Below are 20,965 nucleotides of genomic sequence, written 5' to 3'. Positions count from 1 at the left end.
GTAATATGGCAAAAAAAACAGTCGCAGCAAAGAAGAGAAATGTGAAGGTTGACGCAATGGGTCAGGCACATATTCATTCTTCTTTCAATAACATTATTGTAACGCTTGCCAATAGCGAAGGACAGGTAATCAGCTGGTCTTCTGCCGGTAAAATGGGATTCCGTAGTTCTAAGAAGAACACGCCTTATGCCGCTCAGATGGCCGCTCAGGATTGTGCTAAAGTAGCGTATGATCTGGGCTTGAGAAAAGTGAAAGTATACGTGAAAGGACCCGGTAACGGACGTGAGTCTGCCATCCGTACTATTCATGGGGCTGGAATTGAAGTGACAGAAATTGTCGACGTTACTCCACTGCCACATAATGGATGTCGTCCTCCTAAAAAGAGAAGAGTATAATTAACAATAGTTTCACGAAAAGGAATCCAGAGTTGTGAATAGATTGCATATTGACCTTATCCTCTCTGTAATCGCGGCTGCACGGTTTGGGATTCTACCGAAACATTAAAACAATTAAAAAATGGCAAGATATACTGGACCAAAAACAAGAATTGCCCGTAAGTTTGGTGAACCGATCTTCGGACCGGACAAAGTTCTTTCCAAGAAGAACTATCCTCCCGGACAACACGGTAATTCCCGTAAAAGAAAGACATCGGAATACGGTATCCAATTGAAAGAAAAGCAAAAAGCAAAATATACCTACGGTGTATTGGAAAAACAATTCCGCAATTTGTTTGAAAAAGCTTCTCGCTCAAAAGGTATTACCGGTGAAGTACTTCTGCAATTGCTGGAAGGTCGCTTAGACAACGTAGTGTATCGTTTAGGTATTGCTCCTACACGTGCTGCTGCTCGTCAGTTGGTTTCTCACCGTCATATTACGGTTGATGGTAAGGTGGTAAACATCCCATCTTATGCCCTGAAACCAGGACAAGTGATTGGTGTAAGAGAAAAGTCAAAATCCCTGGAAGTTATTGCTGATGCCCTTGCCGGCTTCAACCACAGCAAATATCCATGGATCGAATGGGATCAGGCTTCTATGAGCGGGAAATTACTGCACGTGCCCGAGAGAGCCGACATTCCTGAAAATATAAAAGAGCAGTTGATCGTAGAATTGTATTCTAAATAATAATTGATTTCCATGGCGATATTAGCATTTCAAAAACCCGATAAAGTATTAATGTTGGAAGCGGACGAGTTTTACGGAAAATTTGAATTCCGTCCGTTAGAACCCGGTTATGGTATTACCATTGGTAATGCGTTGCGCCGTATTCTCTTGTCCTCACTGGAAGGTTTTGCTATTACATCCATCAAGATCGAAGGCGTGGAGCATGAATTTGGTGCCATCCCCGGCGTGATTGAAGATGTAACTAACATTATCCTCAATTTGAAGCAAGTACGCTTTAAACACATTGTGGACGACATTGAGAATGAAAAAGTAAGTATTACGGTTTCGGGTTCCGAAGTGTTCAAGGCCGGAGAAATAGGCAAACAACTGACCGGTTTCCAAGTATTGAATCCGGAATTGGTGATTTGCCGTTTAGATCCGAAAGTAAGCTTTCAAATCGAATTAACCATCAACAAAGGACGTGGTTATGTCCCTGCTGATGAAAACCGGGAAATGATCTCTGATCCCCGGGTAATAGCTATCGACTCTATCTATACACCGATCCGTAATGTAAAATATCTTGTAGAAAACTTCCGTGTTGAACAGAAGACCGACTATGAGAAACTGATCATTGAGATAGAAACAGATGGTTCTATTCACCCGAAAGAGGCATTGAAAGAAGCTGCCAAGATCCTGATCCATCACTTCATGCTGTTCTCAGATGAAAAGATCGCGATCGAAACAGTTGATACCGACGGCAATGAAGAATTCGATGAAGAAGTACTGCACATGCGCCAGTTGCTGAAGAGCAAATTGGCAGATATGGATCTCTCCGTACGTGCTTTGAACTGTTTGAAAGCAGCCGATGTTGAAACGCTGGGTGAACTGGTTAAGTTCAACAAGAATGACTTGTTGAAATTCCGTAACTTCGGTAAGAAATCACTCACCGAATTGGATGAATTGCTGGAAAGCCTGAACCTGTCATTCGGTATGGATATCACGAAATATAAATTAGATAAAGAGTAAGTAAACGATGAGACATAATAAAAAATTCAACCATTTAGGTCGTACAAGTACTCACCGTCAAGCGATGCTTTCCAATATGGCCTGTTCTTTGATTCAGCATAAACGAATCTTCACGACAACCGCTAAAGCAAAAGCTTTACGTAAGTTTGTAGAACCTATCATCACCAAGTCTAAGGAAGATACAACGCACTCAAGACGCATTGTATTCAGTATGCTGCAAAATAAACATGCTGTAACTGAACTCTTCCAGGAAGTAGCACAAAAGATCGGCGATCGTCCGGGCGGTTATACCCGTATCATCAAAACAGGACATCGTTTGGGTGATAACGCAGCCATGTGCTTCATTGAATTGGTAGACTACAACGAAAACATGTTGAAAGATACCTCAGCCAAGAAAGCAAAAACAAGACGTTCTCGTAGCAAGAAAGCTACTGCCCCTGCAGCGGAAGCTCAGGTAGAAGCGGCTCCGGTAGCTGAAGCTCCGGTAGAAGCCCCTGTTGAAGCAACAGAAGAAAAAGCAGCAGAGTAAGTACGTTTGGCAAATAATAAAAAAAGGGATTCCGATTGGGATCCCTTTTTTGTTGCCGTACATGTTTATTAATTTGATGCTCAAAGCCCATTCCTGAACGTATTCATGCCCACCTGAATCTGAATGCCATCTATAGGAAGAATCTTTGAGTATTCATGTTTAGAGTATATTTGCCTTATTCCCATTCCCCATAATGCCTTTCGTGAATGCAGTAGTTTCCTTTTGCATCAATCTCCACGACCATATACTCACCTGTTTTATCATCATGACGGGGACTTCCGACTGCCCATATATCTATTCCTTTCCAAGTGTAGGGAGCAGCTGCGTGATTATGTCCCTGGAAAATAGCTATGATATTATACTCTTTGATGACTTCATACAGTTTTTCGCGGTCGGCATCGGTCCACCATAGCTGGCTGAAGTCGTCGAATCCGATATGAAAGCCTAAAACAACGGGGCGTCCCGACCGGCCGACTTTTTCTTTTAAGTCTTTTTTTAGGAAAGCCAGACTGTGTTGAGGCTCGCGAAATGACTCTTTGAAATAGTGACACCATGCACACGCAGGATCCCAGTCGTCACCAGGATATAAGTTCAGATTCACAAAATGAATATTGCCCTGATCCCATGAGTAATGCAGCCCCAGGCTATCGGTAGTTATCTTTGTTTTTCTGTTTTTGTTTCTCTCTTTTAATGCTGCCCGGACAAGGCCGTCCACATTTCCGTCATGGTTACCAAAACATTCCATAACGGGGTACTGCAGCAGTTTTTCTCCGTTCAGACCGTATGTGTTTTCATAATCATCCCATTGTTCCTGTTCTCCATTATCGGTCATATCGCCAAGCATCCAGACGAAAGCCGGTTTCAAGGCCTTATTATTCCAAGGAGCTATTGTTCCTTTCAGGCTGTTCATATCTTCGACCATCATATGATTAACCATACGTGTCGTATCGTCGCCTTTGAAGTGAGGATCGGAAACAACGATAAATGTGACGCTGTCGGAGCAGGATGTAAACAATCCCGTCAATAGAAAGGCTATACAGATCAGGCAATTTGATATTCTTGACATAAGCGTTTTTTGAAATTATGAATTATGAATGATGAATTATGAAGCACTGATTACGCATGTCATCTCGCTACGACCGATCTTCAATTCATCATTCATCATTAAGTTAGTATACTCCCTGCCGGGTATCCCACCAGAGTTGTTTACCCCACAGGCGATCGGATTCCTCGCTGATAGCAGCTTCTTCCTTTGCTTTGTTGAAGTTCGTGTTGTTGTACATATCTTCCGTATTAGGCCATACCGCTCGGAAAGGGATGCGGTTATGTTTGCCCGGGAAGAGGGTTCCTGGTGACGGTGCTAACAGAGGAACATCCGTGCGCCGACATTCCGCCCATCCTTGAAATCCCTGAAGATAAAGAGATACCCACTTTTGCAACGCTATATTATAGAGATTGGCAGCGGAGTTGTTTTCTTTATACGCTACTTTTTCAGAGGTAAGAAACCTGTTTGCTGCTTCTGTTTCGATCTTATTGTACTGGAGGGATGAGCGTATCCCTTCCCGATAGGCTTCCTGAGCCGTACTACCGCTATTCCATCCTCGTTCCGCTGCTTCAGCTTTTATGAAACAGATCTCCGAATAGGTGATCAGTTTGGTATAGCCGGCTTCATCGTCGGTATAGAAATTGCCGATACGTGATACCTGGTCACGGTTTTGTTCTTCTCCAACTACCGGGCCGTTTATGGCTCCCACATAAGACCCGTCGGCCTTTGTTGGCCTGGCATAAGTGGTCAGGCGCGGATCTTCATAAGACAACAGATAGGTCATCATTGCCTGGGATACCGCGTGATTGCTTCCGTCGATCCCACTAATATACTCCTGTGCCCAGGGTTCCCGGTAGGGTGCTACTCCCAGCCATTTCAGGCGAACATCCTCACTATTGGAAGAGATGACGGGGTATTTACTGGTATTTTGAAGGATACGTTCGATTATTTCCCGCGCTTTTTGCGGCTCTACATTCGACATGCGCATGGCAATGCGCAGCGATAAGGAGTTGGCGTATATTTTCCATTTCTGCACATCACCATCGAACAGGATGTCTCCGTCTATCTTTCCGTTCCCGCTACTCAACAGATCATTAGCGCTTTCCAGCCGTCGGAGAAGATCCGGGTAGATATCCGATTGCTTATCATATTTCGGATTAGTAATGCCCTGGTTGGAAAGCAAAGCTTCCGAGTAGGGAATGTCGCCGTAGACATCGGTGAGCGTATGGTAGGCATTAACGGATATAATCTCCGCTACGGCTTCCATATTCCGATTTTCTAAGTAAACCGATTTTTCGTGAATGATCTTTGCATTTTTAAGTACGCGGATATAACAGCCTTCCCATAATGACAACATATCATTATCGGGGAACCGGTATCTGTCTTCCACAATATAATTATTCTGAGCAAAGAATTGAACGAAAAAACCGGCCGGCCGCAGATCCTGTATCTTTGCCGTTTCAATAATCGTTCTGGGAAGAAGCGTCGATGCCGAAACATCGTCAGGCCCATTCGGATTCACATTCATTTCCTCAAAGGCACTTGTACAACCTCCAGACAGGAGTACGATCAAACTAAAGAGTAAATAGGTTTTTATATTTTTCATGTCCGTATCTTTTTTTGTTTATAACGTATGATTAAAAGACCAGTTGAAGCGAGAAGTTATAGCTTGCATTGGTCGGTATATAGCCATATTCAACACCTTGGCCGGCATCAGTCCCCCCTAATGAAACTTCGGGATCATAACCTTTCGGCAGATTAGAATGCAATAACCACAGATTACGTCCGACAAAGGATACGTTGGCTCTTTTTACAGCTTTTGTCCACGCTAAATATTTTTGCGGAATACTATATGACAGACTTAATTCACGTAGCTTCAGGAAGCTGGCGTCGAAGATATACGGTTCGAAGGAGCTTACCGTTTTGTAGTAGACCTGCGGACTCACAACAATATCATTCACCGAACCATTTTCTTTTACTCCCGGAAAAACAAAACCTGTCTCCCGGATATCTCCCCGGGCAGTTTCGTCCATGACGCCGGTCATACAGCCGTAGCGGTAGCTCAATAAGAATATATCCGACCCTTTACGCATATCGAACAACACGTTCAATGTAAGATTTTTGTACGTAAATGAGCTCATTAATCCAGCCAACCAGTCGGGGTTGATCGTCCCTAATTTATCCACATTTACGGCTGCTTGCGGAACGCCGTTCGCTCCTATAATAACATTTCCCGCTTCGTCTCTTGCAAAAGGGCGGTGGTAGATGTCTCCGTAAGTACCTCCCGGTTTGGCCAGGACGTTACATCCCCAGATGCCTCCTATGGTATAGCTGTCGATACCCGGATAGAGATCTACGATCTCGCTCTTATTCTTCGACCAGTTGAGTGTCAGATCCCAACGGAAGTCTTTTGTTAGAACAGGAGTCCCTCCCAGTTTGACCTCGATGCCGGAGTTCTTTATCTCGCCGGCATTTACCTTTTGCCGCAGATTTCCGGAGGCTGCAGAAGTGGTGATCGATAGGATCTGATTCTTAGAAGAACCGGAATACCAAGTTGCATCCAGCGTTAATCGGTTCATAAAAAATACCAAATCCAAGCCTACTTCACTTGATGTCGTAATTTCGGGCTTCAGATTGATTGGAGGCAATTCGGTAGGCGCGCTGTAAACCGGATATTTCTCCCATGCATCAGCAGAGCTGTATATGCCGGTCAGCGCATAAGGTGATGTAGCATTACCTACCTGCGCCCAGTTGTATCTGATTTTAGAATAGGAGAGTATCTTAGATTCTATTTTAAATAAATCATTCAGCAGCAAGCTCAAACCGGCCGAAGGATAAAAGTATGACCAGTTTTCTTTTGGCAATGTAGACGACCAGTCGTTGCGCGCTGTTGCGTTGAGATAGATAAATTTACCATATCCGATATTTACCTGTCCGAATACTCCCTGGTTTTCATATTCCGTAGTGCTGTTGCTCCGTGTCGGATTTCCTTTTACGTTGCTGATGTTAAACAAATTGTCAATAACTAATTCATTGGCACCAAGCGAGACATAGCGTGCGTTGTTCTTCCGCAGATTGGCGCCCACATCGGCTGAGAGATCCCATTTCTCCAGGAAGCTTTTATTGAAGGATGCAATAAAATCGAAGTTCAGCTCCTGATAATTCTGTTCAGACATAGAGAACTTACCGCCATGTCCGGCTTGTTCAACAGATGCAGTGAAAGCATCAGTCACACTTTTCCGGTGCTCAGCATAAGTATCCAGTCCGACACGTCCCATTACATTCAACCAATCGGTGATCTGCCATTTCAGGCTTATGTTACCAAACAAACGCTGTCTTTTGCGTGAGTTTGTATTTTTGTTATAAAGAAAATAAGGATTATCGTCAAAAGGGCTATACATATTTTTCTGACTGCCGTCTTTATTGATATAATCTTTTTGTCTGCTCCAATCCATCTCACGACCTCCCCAAATCACTGTATTCATAAAATTACCACCGGTATATCCTCCCTGCGACAGGTTGTCATTGGTCAGGTTGATATAGCTGGCGCTCATATCGAAATCAAGTCCTTTTACGATATTGATAGAGTTGTTGATATTGATGGTATTTTTTACCTGATCCGTATTGGGCAGGGTGCCTTTTTCCCGGTAATCGCCGAAGCTTATACGCGTATTGACTTTATCTGATTTCTGTGTGATGGAGATATCGTTCGTAAATACTGTGCCCATCTGGAAGAAGTCTTTCACATTATTAGGCCTGGCCACCCAAGGCTGTTGTTTTCCGAACCATTGGTCTACCAAGCGTCCGTCTAAAGGAGGCCCCCAGCTTTCGCTATTGCTATCATTTAATCCACCGCCTACACCGTCCACATAGTTATATTCACCATTCAGACCTCGGCCATACTTATTTTGCAGCTTGGGGATGTATTTTACATTGTTCAGCCCGATATTACTCGTGAAAGTAACACCGACACCCTTATCGGCTTTTTCTGCAGACTTGGTCGTGATCAGGATTACTCCGTTTGCTGCACGCGAACCATAAAGCGCTGCTGCGTTAGCCCCTTTCAATACATTGACCGATTCGATGTTGTTCGGGTCAATATCGCTGATTTCATTACCGTAGTCTACACCGCCATACAGGAATGTGGAGGAGTTGGAGTTATGCACCGGCACGCCGTCGACAACGAAAAGCGGCTGGTTGTTTCCCGATAGTGACTTGGCTCCGCGTATGACGATACGTGCGGAAGAAGCAACGCCACCGGATGTGTTTGTGATCTGGACACCGGCCAGTTTTCCGGATAAAGCATTCACAAGATTGTTTTCATGCGACACCTGTACGGCACTTCCGGTAAGTTCTTGTGTGGCATATCCCAGAGAGCGTCTTTCTTTCTTGATCCCCAGTGCGGTGACCGTTACTTCACTTAGTTCGGAAACTAATTCTTTCAAAACGATGTCAATGGAAGATCTCCCTCGAACAGCGACCTCTTCCTGCCGCATTCCTATATATCTGAAAAGGAGAGTCGCGTTATTGTCGACCTGAATGGTATAGATACCGTTTATATCTGTAACGACTCCATACGTTGTCCCCTTTTCCATAACGGTAGCTCCAATGATAGGCTGTCCCTTCTGGTCAGTCACAGTACCAGTGATTTGTCGTTTGTTTTGAAGGATATGTGGAATGATGTGAATCCTTTTTTCTTCGATTGTATAGGCATAAGGAGAGAGGATATTATCCAGGATCTCATTGATTTTTCCTTTTTGAATATGGATATTTACCGTTTTATTCAGATCGATTTCTTCATTGCTGTAAAAGAATACATAATCTGTTTGGCTCTCTATACTTTGAATCACACTTAATAAGGTGGCATTTTCCATATGAAGATCTACCGTTGTATGCTGGGCTTTACTTTCAATAGCAGAAACCTGGCATATGAAAAAGGCGGCAAAGAAAACGACCAACTTCATCTTTCTTATTATTTTTTTCATACATTTGTATTGTTTAATTTAACATACTGTCCTCATACGAGGACTGAATTAAGCTTTTATTAGGCAGGTGCTCGACCCACTTGCCTAATTTCTTTTTAGAAACGGATTCTCTTATTTCATAGGCATTAGATTTTTTAAGTTAGACGACTTATCTATTTTCTTGTCATGGTAATCGTATCTTTGTTTATCTGGTAACTGATAGGAGCAATAATAGACAGCGAACGCAACATCTCTTCCTTGGATTCATCTCTTATTGTAAGAGAATACTTGGCATGAACAGGTATGGTTTCATCATATAGTATCCGGATATCATACCATCTTTCCAGTTTACGGAAGATTGTTCCTAATTCTTCACTGGCCATGATCAGTTTTTCATTTGTCCAGATAGCATATTCCGACGCATCGACCTCTTCGAGTGTGTAGTCTTCCGTTTCTTTATGGTAGGATATTTTTTGGTTGGGAAAGAGTGTTATCGGTTTGCCTGTGGATAGGTGTACCTCCACTTTCCCTGACAGAAGAACTGTTTCAGAAATTGAACGGTTGGTATAACTGTGTACATCGAATGTGGTTCCTAATACTTTAATAACCATATGGTCTGTTTCGACAAAGAAAGGAGCTTCTTGGTTATGTGTCACTTCAAAATACCCCTCCCCTTCTAATTTCACCCGCCTCTCTTCAGAAGAAAAAGTTTCCGGAAAGCTGAGTCTACTATTGGCATTCAACCAAACCACCGATCCGTCGGGCAGATTGATCGCCTTCTTGGTATTGCCGATAACCGTTTGATTCATGGTGACTGCTTGCTCCATGATGTGGTTGGGTTCATTGACCTCTTTCTTTCCCCAGAAATAGGTGCTGAGGGAGCAGATCAATAAAATGACGGCTGCCGCCGACCATCGTATCATGGCCAGGCGGGTGTTTTTCTGTCTCCGGGAATGATCCATTTTTAATACTTTCTCCCTAAATGCCGGAAATTTGCTATCGCCCTCTTTCTTGCTCGACAAAAGGGTATTGGATGTTATCCAAAGATCGCGGACGTTGGAAAAATAGTGATTGTTTTCTTCTTTTTCCTTTATCCAAGCATATAATGTCTGTTTTTCTTCTTCGGAAGCCTCGCCGCTCAAATATTTAATAATAATGCTATCCATGTTGTTGTTTTATCCTATCACCGGAAAATAGGCACTTACCCTGTATTTTAATATGGTAAAAAAAGTTAATTTGCATCTTTTCGATAAAACCCCCCATTTACGATTTGTAATTTTTGCGGGACTTTGCGTGCAAAAAGGCGGGACTTTTTTCATAAACTCCCGGGAGAAACACTTTTTAACGTATGGATTTGTAAGCAAAACAGTCGTTTTGCTTACAATCGATATTTTAACATTTTGGAGGTTGAAAACAAATAGTGCGAACTGACAAAAGGGGGAAGGTGTTGGAAGATAAACGGACTAAGAGATAATTATATGTATATTTGTAAAAGCAACACGTATGTAGAGAGAGAAAATAAGGCAATGAAATCCAAAGGGAGGTCTACAAATACAAAGAATGCGAATGAAAGCAAACTGCTCTTCTTTGAAGAATTGTTTCATGATTCCTATGATTTACTTTTGGCTTATGCTTTTAAAAAAGTGAATGACAAGCAGGCTGCTGAGGATGTGGTTCAGGATGTATTTCTTTCTTTATGGATGAAAAAAGATGTGTTGGACTTTAGCGAATCAATCAAACCTTATCTTTATAAAGCCGTGTATAATCGATCTATTACTTATTTGACATCCCTTCCTCATAAGGTGGAAGTGGATAAATGCTCGGTAGACCTGCTATTACATAAGGAAATAGTCTCTTATAATCAACAGGATTCCTTATTGTTGAAAGAAATATCGGGTGCCATAAATTCCTATGTGGAAACGTTGCCTGACCAGTGCCGGAAAGTATTCCGGTTGAGCCGGGAGGAAAATCTGAAAAACAGAGAAATAGCTCAGACACTGAATATAAGTATTAAAACCGTCGAAGATCATATTCGCAGAGCTTTGAGAGGTTTATACGAGTACCTAAGGCAATCCGGTTTTCTTTCTCTTTTGTTTTGATTTATCTTCTTAAGATTGATAAAAGACGATATTTGCAGCCATTATAATTGTCTGATTTTCATGGTAGAGGATCTGCCGTTTGATCCTTTCATTTTAATAGACTAAGAAGACCTCTTTGAATCGTTTTGTGTCGCCGTTGTCATGGTAGAGTTCGATGTAAAGGATGTAGGGTCCCGGTGGTAGCTTTTCACCGTTCTTTCCTTTGCCGTTCCAGGTCAGGCTGCCGGAGCTGCCCAATAGCTCGTTGTTATTTATCTCTGATACGATCCTGCCGGATAGGTCATAGATAGAGCCTCGACATTTATACCCCGCCTGTTCCAAGTCGTATTGGATGGAGTACGATTCGGTTTCTTTTGAATACAAGGGTTTCTCTATGCCCGACGGATCATCGTCTTTCGGCTGAAGGTATTGGGAGTTGCGGTAGCCGGGTGTGCCGTGGCCGGCCGTGGCCGCGGCTGATGTCCAATTCGTTTCGTCTTGGGTCGGCTTGTCTGGATCGATCCGCTCAAGGGCAACTCCTTTATTTTCTTTTATCGAGCTGTCGTGCCATTGGGGCGAATAGGAGACTTCGTCGATCACCACGCCGTCGGCCGTCCGGAAAAGCACAAGGTTCGATCCTTCGTTGTTGAGAATAGGCAGTTTCACCTCATGGATATGTTCCGGATAGAGGATCGTGTATCGCCGGGCGACACTGGCGGCCGATTTGCTAAGTAAGAGATACGCTCCCGCTTGTATCGGAGGGAGGGGTGTCAGATGATAGGATGTATTCAGGCTTCCGTCGCTTTTTCGGGTGGCAATGGCCAGTCCTGTCAGCGCGATCTCTTCACCGGAGCGGTTGTATAATTCGATATACTCCTCTTCATTGGTATATGGATTGGGTAATAATTCATTGAACACAAGGGTAAAAGGTGCTACCGGCGGCTGCTCCGGCTCGGGCTCTTCCGGTATGTAATAGGGGTCGGAGTTGCTGCTTCCGGGTGTTCCTCCTTTCGGATCTGTGGAGATATACCAGCCGTCAGTGCCTCTTTCCCAAGATTTTCCGGGTATCGCTTTTCCGTAGGTGACCTCATCGATCAATTTACCCCACGGATCTTTTAATTGAAGTCGTTTGCCCTCGTTTGCCAGTTGCGCGGGAAAGTTCAGCAAAGGCATTCCTTTTCCTTTGTCCCCTGTTGCGATCGTTTGCCCTTCGCGGTATAAGATCAGGTAATGATCGGGGAGGAGGGTTGACTGCTTCAGTGTCACCTCCCGGCTGTCGTAAACAAAAGTCCATCCCTCCATTTCGATGGCTTCGCCGGAGAGATTCAGCAGTTCTACATATTCCGTCTGCGGCAATGCCGTCAGCAGGTTGGGATCGGCCATAATTTCATTAAACAAGAGACTGCCTTTGGCAAACGATTTACATACGGCTGTGAAACTACATTCACCCCGGAATGCGCTGGATCGGTTTGCATCATACAGGTTGGAGTAGGAGAGGGTGTAGGTTTTTTGATCCGTAAAGCCTTGCGGCCATACCGGACGCACCAGTAGCCCGTCGTCGGTTTGGTAGATGATATCGGTTCTGCCTAATTCGCTCATCACAAAAATGCCTTCATTGGCATAGACCGGCTGGTCGAACGTCAGTATAACGGCGGTGTCTCCATCTTGTTCCAGCCATGTCAGCCGGGGAGGATCGGTTGGCGTGGGAGGTTCTTCTTTGTAAGGGGTGTACGATTCAATAAAGAGATCGTCGATGTATTTATTTTTGGCATGGTCACCTGAATACTTAACTACGATCATATAGTATCCGGAGGCATTTCCTGAGTCCAGGGTCACCTTTCCTTCTTCTACATAGTCTGTGTCGCCTTCGGTTTTGCTGTAAAGAGTGCAGAGGCTATCCTGATCGGTCGTTACTCGGAAGTAAACATCCTGGTTTGCTTTTTCGAAAAGAGTCCGTCCCGTTATCAGTGTATTCTCACTAATATTCCCTCTTTTCCAACGTAAGTCTATGTTTTTGCTATTTCCCATTCGCAATAGGAGGGCGTAACCGCTTTGTGCCGGATTTGCATTCTCACACCATAAATAGAAATGAAAGCAGTTATTATAGCTTCCGACACTTCCGTTTCTTACTTTCCCCTCCCAAGTGTTGCCAAGGAGGGAGACCGAGCGGATATAAAGCATTTTTTCGCTTTTTGTCGCGTTGGTATGTAACCGCAATTCTTTCTCCGGGGTGATTCTGAAATGGCTGGTATCACCCTGCCAGGGATTCCGGGAATCGATCTTCTCCCCGTCGAATGATTCGGTTAACTGTGCGGATAAACAAAATGGAAGCAAAAGCGCCCAAAAAAGATAAAAATGTTTCATAGTCGTAGCGGTTTAAGTTAAATTGATTATCTTTGCACCCCAATTAAGACTCTATGTCAGAGGAAGAAACAAAGATATCTGGGTAAGACAAAGATATCATTTTATATTTATTAATCAAATTAATCGTGCTCAAAATGAAAGTAGCAATTGTTGGAGTAAGTGGAGCCGTAGGGCAGGAATTCCTGCGTGTGCTCGACGAAAGAAACTTCCCGATGGATGAGCTGGTGCTTTTTGGCTCATCTCGCAGTGCCGGATGTGTTTATACCTTTGGTGATAAACAGTACACCGTCAAGGAACTGAAACATAACGACGACTTCAAGGGAGTGGATATTGCTTTTACATCGGCTGGCGGAGGCACCTCTGTTGAATTCGCCGAAACGATTACGAAGCACGGTGCGGTGATGATCGATAACTCGAGTGCATTCCGTATGGATAATAATGTGCCTTTGGTGGTGCCCGAAGTAAATCCGGAAGATGCCCTCGATCGTCCCCGTGGTATTATTGCCAACCCGAACTGTACGACGATTCAGATGGTGGTTGCCCTGAAAGCAATCGAACAGCTGTCGCATATCCGTCGTGTACATGTATCGACCTATCAGGCTGCCAGTGGTGCCGGAGCAACGGCGATGGCCGAATTGGTGAAACAATACGAACAACTGTTGAAAGGCGAAGAGCCGACCATCGAGAAGTTTGCCTATCAGTTGGCTTACAACCTGATTCCACAGGTTGATGTGTTTACCGACAACGGATATACGAAGGAAGAGATGAAGATGTATAACGAAACACGTAAGATCATGCATTCCGATATCGAAGTGAGTGCGACCTGTGTACGTGTTCCGGTGATGCGTGCCCATAGCGAAGCTACCTGGCTGGAAACCGAACGTCCGATCAGCGTAGAAGAGGCAAAGAATGCGTTTGCTAACTTCGAAGGCATCATCCTTCAGGACGATCCGGCCAACAAAGACTATCCGATGCCGTTGGATATCACAGGAAAAGACCCTGTTTATGTAGGCCGTATCCGCAAAGACCTGGCGAACCCGAACGGATTAACCTTCTGGACCGTTAGCGACCAGATCAAGAAAGGGGCTGCCCTCAATGCCGTTCAGATTGCCGAATACCTGATCAAGGTAGGTAATATCAAGTAAGAAATCAACGATCTTTTATCGACCGCCCCATTCCTGCTTGCAGAAATGGGGCGGTTTGTTTTTCTAATCCATTGATTCCTGTCAATTGAAAGGCGCTATGAGGGTGGATTCGGGCGGAAATAATTATCTTTGCCCTTTACAAGAAAAAAAAGACGAGCGTGCATTTCAAGAAATATCTATTCATTATCGGTTTGTTTGCCCTAACTGTTTTTGCTGCAAAAGGAGAAGGTAGCTGGCGTGACAAAACAGAATTGCTGATCTATTCTCCCCGCTATTTTGGTCCCAATGCTTTTCCGCTGCCGGAGATGCGCTCGGGGAAAGTCCCTACGCGTTATGAGGTGGAGGTACGAGGCGAATACCATTATTATTCAGGCGATAAGACAACAAATGGCTATGCCCGCGCTCTATTGCCTTTTGTGAAAGGGCGTGCCGGTGTGGAGGTGAGCTTGCGCTTTTTTGAGGAATATGAAATGACGCCGGAAACGCGCGACGAGCGTTTTGCCGTAGGCACCAAAAGTCCGATCACCTGTCACGGTGATGTGATTATCAGCTCCTTTTTCCAGGTATTGACCAGTGAGAAATGGCTGGATGCCATGGTAACAATTAACCTGAAATCCGCCAGCGGGGGACGCCTTTGCGACGCACGTTATACGGATGCAGCCGCCTATTGGTTTGATGTAAACCTGGGGAAAGACCTCGTCAAAGCGACACCCGGGGGATTTTCGTTGCGCATACAGGCACTTTTTGGTTTTTATTGCTGGATGACCAATGACCTGGTGCATCGTCAGAACGATGCGATCGCTTATGGGGGCGGGTTGACAGCCAAATATCGTCCGGTGACCCTGTCGACCGAACTGGTTGGTTTCGACGGTTATAAAGAGAATGGTGACAGTCCGATGCAATGGCGCAACAACTTGCGCTTTGAATACAAGAAAAACATTCTATCGCTTCGTTACGATAAAGGATTCCGGGATAAACTCTACGACACACTCTCGGTGGGCTATATCCGCTGCTTCTAAAGCGCTTTTAAGATAATGCCTCCCTCTTACACTTTCCGCAGGGAAGGGGGAATGTTACCGAAATAGTCAAGTTTTCTGAAGTTCGAATTGTTAATTCTTTATCTTCATATTAAACCAAATGAAGATAGGTTTGTCCATGTATTTCAATGTGGGAAAAATTATATTGTCTAATTAAAAAAAGAAACACATGAAAAAGATTTTATTAGTTTGTTTGCTGATGGTCATGGGTACCGTAGGCATGGTAGCACAACAAGACATGCAGGCGCGCATGAAAGAAAGAGTTGAAAACTACGTGAAAGAGTTGAAACTGGAAGGTGAGAAGGCAGAGAAGTTCAAAGCAATCCAGAATGAGTCCATGACAAAGATGCGGACAGAAATGGAAGCTATGCGTGATGGTGGCAATATGGATCGCGAAGCGATGATGGCTAAGATGACAAAGTTGAACGAAGATCGCGACGCAGCTATTAAAAAGCTTCTTACTGCAGAGGAATTCAAGAAGTACCAGGAAATCCTGGCTAAAGAACCTCGCGGGCCACGCCGCAACTAATCAATCGTCAGATTAAACTCGTCTTTTAGCTTGCCTAAAAGCGGGTTTACTTCTAATAAATGCTGGTATTTCTCCGTTGAGGTGTATGCCAGCTTTTTTTCGTTTGTTTCGCTGATAGCAACACGCATCTGGATATGCGTATTCCGAAGCATCTGCCGTAGGTAGGAAAGGATGGGGACGGCGGCATTCAATAATTCGTCCTGCTGTCCCTGGTTATGTACTTTTACTTCAAACTGATCGTTTTCCCCCAATACAGGCTTGCAATTGATCATCGCATTCTTCAGGTAGACCTTCTCCTGCAGCTGCTCGGCATAATCCAACCAATATTTCAATAGATCCTCTTCGTTGAATGGATTTATTTCCTCAACAACAGCTTCCGCCTGTTGTTGCTTCTCCTCTGGTTTCTCTCCGGTCAGGTTCTTGAATGAGGTGCTAACCGGACGCGATGATTTCCCGGCTGCGGCAGGAGTGCCTGTGGTCGGTGGAGCGGAAATGACCGGAGCGGTATCTACCGGTACCTGCGTGGTGACGGTTTTTGTTTCGGGCTGACGAGTCGGTTCGGGTGTTGACTGGGCAGCTGGCGCTGCTTCTACCTCAATGGGTTGGATCAGTGTTTTTTTTTTATCCTCCGTGTCTGATCCGGCAGGAGTAGTCAACTGACAAAGTTGAATAAGCGTGAGTTCCAACAAAAGCCGTTTGTTGCGGCTTGTCCGATAGTTTAGGTCGCATTGGTTGGATAGTTCGATCGCCTTGAAAAGGAGTGAGTCCGGGCATCGACGAGCCATCTCGATATAGCGCTGACGGATAGAGGCGCCTACCTCAAACAACACCAGGGTTGCCTCATCTTTACACACCAACAGGTCGCGGAAATGGTTGGCCATCCCGCTGATGATGTTTTGTCCTTCGAAGCCTTTCCCTAAAATCTCATTCAATAAAAGGATGGCGCCACGCACATTGGCTGTCAGAATGTAGTCGGTCAGGCGGAAATAATACTCATAATCAAGCACGTTCAGGTTGTCGATCACCGCTTGGTAAGTAATATTGCCATTGGTAAAGCTCAATACCTGGTCGAAGATCGAGAGCGCATCACGCAGTCCGCCATCGGCTTTCTGGGCAATCACATTCAGGGCTTCCGGCTCAGCTGTTGCCCCTTCGCTGGTGGTTACATACTGCAGATGCTCCACAATATCAGCAATCGTGATACGGGAGAAATCATATACCTGACAGCGGGAAAGGATAGTTGGCAACACCTTATGCTTTTCGGTCGTAGCCAATATAAACAACGCATGGTGAGGCGGTTCTTCCAATGTCTTTAAGAAAGCATTGAAAGCGGCGGAACTCAACATATGCACCTCGTCGATAATAAACACTTTATAGCGTCCGATCGCCGGCGGGATACGCACCTGCTCAATCAATGAACGGATATCGTCGACCGAGTTATTGGATGCCGCGTCGAGCTCATGAATATTATAAGAGCGCTGTTCGTTGAACGCCTGGCAGGATTCGCAGGTATTACAGGATTCACCGTCGGACGTGGGGCTGAGGCAATTGATCGTTTTGGCAAAGATACGGGCACAGGAGGTCTTCCCTACTCCACGCGGGCCACAGAAAAGATAGGCATGAGCCAGTTTGTTATTCTGGATGGCATTCTTAAGAGTGACTGTAAGTGTTTTCTGTCCGACTACGCTCTGGAAGGTAGAAGGGCGGTATTTTCTTGCCGAAACAATATAGTTGTCCATATAGCGCTATTTATAGAATAGGCAAAGATAGTGAAAATAAATTTATTTAAGGGAGTGATGCTAAATCGGCTACACGCATTATCTTTGTAACAAAAAACAGATGAGCCGCATCAAAGAGTTTTATAAGAAGTATTTCTCGTGGATCAATGCCTATTGGTTGATCACGATCGTTTTCCTGGCGCTGACCCTTACGGCCGGGGATAGTAGTCTTTATATGCGCTATCAGTACGATGAAAAGATCCGTAGCCTGGAAAAAGAGATAAAGGGATACCAGGAAGAGATAAAGGAAAACCGGGAAAAGCTCAATGCGCTGCAGACCGACAGAGAGGGTCTGGAGCGTTTCGCCCGCGAAGAATACTTCATGAAAAAGGCAAACGAAGACCTGTTTATCATCAAAGAAAAATAAATGAAATCATCTATCCGCAACATAATCTATATGCTGGCGGCTCTGTTGCTTTTAGCCGGAGCGGTATTACACTTCACCCAGTGGGCATTTGCCCCCTACCTGTTCGCATTCGGCGCTGCCGGCCTGACGGTATCTTACCTGACGGTGTCGCCCAAAGGCATGGATTTTCGCCACAAACGTCTGCATAACTTCAATATGATTGCCGGATTACTCATGATCGTAGCATCGGGACTTATGTTCTCCCAGCGCAAAGAGTGGGTAATACTTCTACTGATCGCCGCTATATTACAGGGATATGTGGCTTTTGTTTGGAAAGAAGAAAAGAAAGAGGAATAAACAAAAGGAACTATATAGAAGCACAAAAAAGGCAATCATCTTCTCTGATGATTGCCTTTTCTATATGCTGTTGTCTTACGACTCTTCTTATTTTCCCGGAGAATAATTCTTATTCATCTGCTTAATAAGTTCGGAAGTAATGTCGTATACGTCATCCGCCAGGAGAATGTTGTCGCCTCCTGTGTTGCTCAGAATCACTTTGTAGCCTTTGTCCTGGTTGAATATCTTCAGTTGAGCCACCAATGTGTCGCGCAAGGTTTCGCTCATACGAATACGTTCGCTTTCCAATTCCATGGCAGCACGTTGCTCTTGCTCCTGCAAATCCTGATTCTTCTTTTGAATACGCTGGTATTCTTGCTCAGCGCGCTCTTGGGTAAGGAACGCATTGTTGTTTAATTTGCGCTGGAACTCAGCAGCCTCTTTCTCCAATTCGCGTCCTTTGGTGTTAAGATTCAGCCGCGCATTCTCATGACTTTTCATCTGCAATTCGGTCAGATCTTTTGCGTAATCATAGTTAAGCAACAAAGAATCTACATTGACATAGGCTATCGGCATGTCACTGATAGGGGATCCTTCGGAAGCATCCGACTGAACACCAGATTCTGCCACACCATTCTTCCCTGAAAAATGCAGGATAAACAAGATAACTACGGCTACCGCCAACACACCGTTAATAATATAGTTAACGTTCTTCATAGAGTTTAATTTATATTACTTATTCATTTATTATTTCATTCCTTTCATACGTTCTTCGAGGTTGCGCGGATTCATCGCCTGACGATGCTGCGTCTTGGCGCAGTAAATTCCCTTTTCCCCTAACGCTTTGTTACCTTCAATGTGTGTATTGGGGAACTCGCCCCCCTTTTTTACTATCACTTTGACAGCTAATAGTGCCACACAAATAACAATTATTAAAACCGTAAACAATAAGGTTGTAAGCATTTTCCGTATATTTGCATAGGTAAGATGCGCATAGCATAGTTTCATTTTGTTTGACTCTGCACTCGGCTCCCACTCTATTTGTGGACGCAAATATAAGAGTTTAACTGATTGGAAAGTATCTTTTTGACAATTTATTGTAGTTTTTTTGGTTGTCATGACCTTATAGGCGAACATTATTAACAATAGTATGCACGCTTTTGTGCAGATTAACACAATTATAACATGAAAATTACAGACTTAAAGCCCGAAATCGTGTGGAAATTTTTCCACGAAGTAACACAAGTACCACGTCCTTCAAAGAAAGAAGAGAAAATCATCCAATACCTGGAAGGATTTGCTGAACAGTATAATATTCTGATTAAAAAAGATGATGCCGGCAATATCCTGATGTTCAAACCGGCCACGCCCGGCTACGAAAAGCTGCCGACCGTGATCCTTCAATCGCATATGGATATGGTTTGTGAAAAGAACAGTGACAAGGACTTCGATTTCGATAACGACCCGATCGAGACGGTTGTCGACGGTGACTGGCTGCGTGCCAACGGAACTACCCTTGGTGCCGACAACGGCATCGGTATGGCGGCCGAACTGGCTATCCTGGCTTCCGACGACATCGAGCATGGCCCGATCGAATGCCTGTTTACAGTAGATGAAGAGACCGGCCTGACCGGAGCCAAAGCCCTGGAAAAAGGCTTTATGGATGGCGAGATCTTGTTGAACTTAGACAGCGAAGACGAAGGCGAACTCTTTATCGGTTGCGCCGGTGGCAAAGACACACAAGCCTCCTTCACCTACGAACCGGTGGCGGCTCCCGAGGAGATGCAGTATTTCAAAATAACTGTTAGCGGATTGAACGGTGGACACTCCGGCGGCGATATCCACAAAGGACTGGGCAATGCCAACAAACTATTGGTTCGCTACCTCTACCTGTTGATGGACGAAGATATGCCTTTCGCGTTGGCAACGATCGACGGCGGTAACCTGCGCAATGCCATCGCCCGCGAAGCAAACGCAGTTATCGGACTCCTGCCTTCCGACAAAGAGAAGGCGCGTGTGTTGTTGAATACCTTTGCGGCCGATGTAGAAAACGAATTGAAACATGCCGATCCCAACGTGAAACTGACCATGGAGTCTGCCGACCAGCCGGCTACCGTGATCGATGCCGAAACCACCCTGAAGGTAGTTCTCTCCATGCATGCATGTCCGCATGGCGTTATTGCTATGAGCCATGATATTGAAGGACTGGTTGAAACATCCACCAACCTGGCCTCTGTGAAGATGAAAGAGGGAAACACCATCGTAATAGGCACCAGCCAACGCAGCTCGATCAACTCCAGCAAGCTGGCTATCGCCAACACCGTGAAGGCTTGTTTTGAAATGGCTGGAGCCGATGTGACCCAGGGCGACGGCTATCCGGGATGGACACCTAACCCGAACTCACAAATCCTGAAAGTGGCCGAGGCCTCTTACGAACGCCTATTCGGCAAAAAGGCCAAGATCATGGCTATCCATGCCGGTCTGGAGTGCGGTCTTTTCTTAGAGAAATATCCTTACCTCGATATGATCTCTTTCGGCCCGACCTTGCAGGATGTGCATTCTCCGGCTGAGAAAATCCTGATACCGACGGTTGAACTCTGGTGGCAACACCTGCTCGAAACATTAAAGAGCATTCCCGCAAAATAAATCATTGCCATATACGTTATTAAAGAAGCCCCTCCTCAAAA

General features: G+C 44.8%; 19 protein-coding genes. 11 read left to right on the top strand and 8 right to left on the bottom strand.

The window, feature by feature from the left end; all coding sequences use genetic code 11:
• The first annotated feature begins 5 nt into the window (after nt 1-5).
• From rpsK to rplQ, 4 genes are all read left to right on the top strand, one after another.
• Nucleotides 6-395: a 30S ribosomal protein S11 gene (rpsK, locus tag M2137_RS00405; RefSeq protein ID WP_280750308.1), complete on the top strand. Its 390-nt coding sequence runs from the start codon at nt 6-8 to the stop codon at nt 393-395.
• A 121-nt stretch (nt 396-516) separates the two neighbouring features.
• Nucleotides 517-1,122 carry a 30S ribosomal protein S4 gene (rpsD, locus tag M2137_RS00400; protein WP_280764497.1) on the top strand — a complete coding sequence of 202 codons (606 nt, stop codon included), beginning with the start codon at nt 517-519 and terminating at the stop codon, nt 1,120-1,122.
• Nucleotides 1,123-1,134: 12 nt separating this feature from the next.
• Nucleotides 1,135-2,127, top strand: a complete 993-nt coding sequence (locus M2137_RS00395; protein ID WP_280764496.1) for a DNA-directed RNA polymerase subunit alpha — start codon at nt 1,135-1,137, stop codon at nt 2,125-2,127.
• 7 nt (nt 2,128-2,134) lie between these two features.
• Nucleotides 2,135-2,656 (top strand): 50S ribosomal protein L17, encoded by a 522-nt coding sequence (rplQ, locus tag M2137_RS00390; RefSeq protein WP_280764495.1) that lies wholly within the window; start codon nt 2,135-2,137, stop codon nt 2,654-2,656.
• Nucleotides 2,657-2,831: 175 nt separating this feature from the next.
• On the opposite strand, the gene M2137_RS00385 is transcribed toward rplQ, so the two are convergent.
• The 4 genes from M2137_RS00385 to M2137_RS00370 form a co-directional block, all read right to left on the bottom strand.
• On the bottom strand, nt 2,832-3,722 hold the full coding sequence (locus M2137_RS00385) for a metallophosphoesterase (protein ID WP_280764494.1): 891 nt from the start codon (nt 3,720-3,722) through the stop codon (nt 2,832-2,834).
• A 103-nt stretch (nt 3,723-3,825) separates the two neighbouring features.
• A complete protein-coding gene (locus M2137_RS00380; RefSeq protein WP_280764493.1) occupies nt 3,826-5,307 on the bottom strand; it encodes a SusD/RagB family nutrient-binding outer membrane lipoprotein in 1,482 nt (493 codons plus the stop codon).
• 31 nt (nt 5,308-5,338) lie between these two features.
• Nucleotides 5,339-8,686: a SusC/RagA family TonB-linked outer membrane protein gene (locus M2137_RS00375; RefSeq protein WP_280764492.1), complete on the bottom strand. Its 3,348-nt coding sequence runs from the start codon at nt 8,684-8,686 to the stop codon at nt 5,339-5,341.
• A gap of 152 nt (nt 8,687-8,838) precedes the next feature.
• Nucleotides 8,839-9,831: a FecR family protein gene (locus M2137_RS00370; protein ID WP_280764491.1), complete on the bottom strand. Its 993-nt coding sequence runs from the start codon at nt 9,829-9,831 to the stop codon at nt 8,839-8,841.
• A 360-nt stretch (nt 9,832-10,191) separates the two neighbouring features.
• Between M2137_RS00370 and M2137_RS00365 the strand changes: the two genes are divergently transcribed.
• Nucleotides 10,192-10,764, top strand: coding sequence for an RNA polymerase sigma-70 factor (locus M2137_RS00365; RefSeq protein WP_280764490.1), 573 nt, complete (start codon nt 10,192-10,194; stop codon nt 10,762-10,764).
• A gap of 93 nt (nt 10,765-10,857) precedes the next feature.
• Here the strand turns inward: M2137_RS00365 and M2137_RS00360 are convergent, their stop codons facing one another.
• Entirely contained in the window at nt 10,858-13,107 is a 2,250-nt protein-coding gene (locus M2137_RS00360; RefSeq protein ID WP_280764489.1) for a lamin tail domain-containing protein, read from the bottom strand.
• 134 nt (nt 13,108-13,241) lie between these two features.
• On the opposite strand from M2137_RS00360, the gene M2137_RS00355 reads away from it, so the two are divergent.
• From M2137_RS00355 to M2137_RS00345, 3 genes are all read left to right on the top strand, one after another.
• The gene (locus M2137_RS00355) at nt 13,242-14,252 is read left to right on the top strand and encodes an aspartate-semialdehyde dehydrogenase (RefSeq protein WP_280764488.1); all 1,011 of its coding nucleotides are present in this window, start codon (nt 13,242-13,244) and stop codon (nt 14,250-14,252) included.
• 158 nt (nt 14,253-14,410) lie between these two features.
• Nucleotides 14,411-15,271: a hypothetical protein gene (locus M2137_RS00350; protein WP_280764487.1), complete on the top strand. Its 861-nt coding sequence runs from the start codon at nt 14,411-14,413 to the stop codon at nt 15,269-15,271.
• A 187-nt stretch (nt 15,272-15,458) separates the two neighbouring features.
• Nucleotides 15,459-15,818 carry a hypothetical protein gene (locus tag M2137_RS00345; RefSeq protein ID WP_280764486.1) on the top strand — a complete coding sequence of 120 codons (360 nt, stop codon included), beginning with the start codon at nt 15,459-15,461 and terminating at the stop codon, nt 15,816-15,818.
• Here M2137_RS00345 and M2137_RS00340 read toward each other — a convergent pair.
• The gene (locus M2137_RS00340; RefSeq protein ID WP_280764485.1) at nt 15,815-17,557 is read right to left on the bottom strand and encodes a DNA polymerase III subunit gamma/tau; all 1,743 of its coding nucleotides are present in this window, start codon (nt 17,555-17,557) and stop codon (nt 15,815-15,817) included. The two genes, M2137_RS00345 and M2137_RS00340, sit on opposite strands and share 4 nt — an antisense overlap.
• Nucleotides 17,558-17,657: 100 nt before the next feature.
• Between M2137_RS00340 and M2137_RS00335 the strand changes: the two genes are divergently transcribed.
• Both M2137_RS00335 and M2137_RS00330 read left to right on the top strand, forming a co-directional pair.
• Complete coding sequence (locus tag M2137_RS00335) at nt 17,658-17,963, top strand: septum formation initiator family protein (protein ID WP_280764484.1); 306 nt, start codon at nt 17,658-17,660, stop codon at nt 17,961-17,963.
• Complete coding sequence (locus M2137_RS00330) at nt 17,964-18,299, top strand: hypothetical protein (RefSeq protein ID WP_280764483.1); 336 nt, start codon at nt 17,964-17,966, stop codon at nt 18,297-18,299. It begins immediately after the preceding gene.
• A gap of 87 nt (nt 18,300-18,386) precedes the next feature.
• Here the strand turns inward: M2137_RS00330 and M2137_RS00325 are convergent, their stop codons facing one another.
• Nucleotides 18,387-18,995 (bottom strand): OmpH family outer membrane protein, encoded by a 609-nt coding sequence (locus M2137_RS00325; protein ID WP_280764482.1) that lies wholly within the window; start codon nt 18,993-18,995, stop codon nt 18,387-18,389.
• A gap of 30 nt (nt 18,996-19,025) precedes the next feature.
• Complete coding sequence (locus M2137_RS00320; protein ID WP_280764756.1) at nt 19,026-19,241, bottom strand: hypothetical protein; 216 nt, start codon at nt 19,239-19,241, stop codon at nt 19,026-19,028.
• A gap of 222 nt (nt 19,242-19,463) precedes the next feature.
• Between M2137_RS00320 and M2137_RS00315 the strand changes: the two genes are divergently transcribed.
• Nucleotides 19,464-20,924, top strand: a complete 1,461-nt coding sequence (locus M2137_RS00315; protein ID WP_280764481.1) for an aminoacyl-histidine dipeptidase — start codon at nt 19,464-19,466, stop codon at nt 20,922-20,924.
• The last annotated feature ends 41 nt before the right edge of the window (nt 20,925-20,965 follow it).

Origin of the sequence: Parabacteroides sp. PFB2-10 (assembly GCF_029893085.1) — a bacterium.
Classification (GTDB): domain Bacteria; phylum Bacteroidota; class Bacteroidia; order Bacteroidales; family Tannerellaceae; genus QVMG01.
This window is presented reverse-complemented; position numbering and strand designations above follow the sequence as displayed.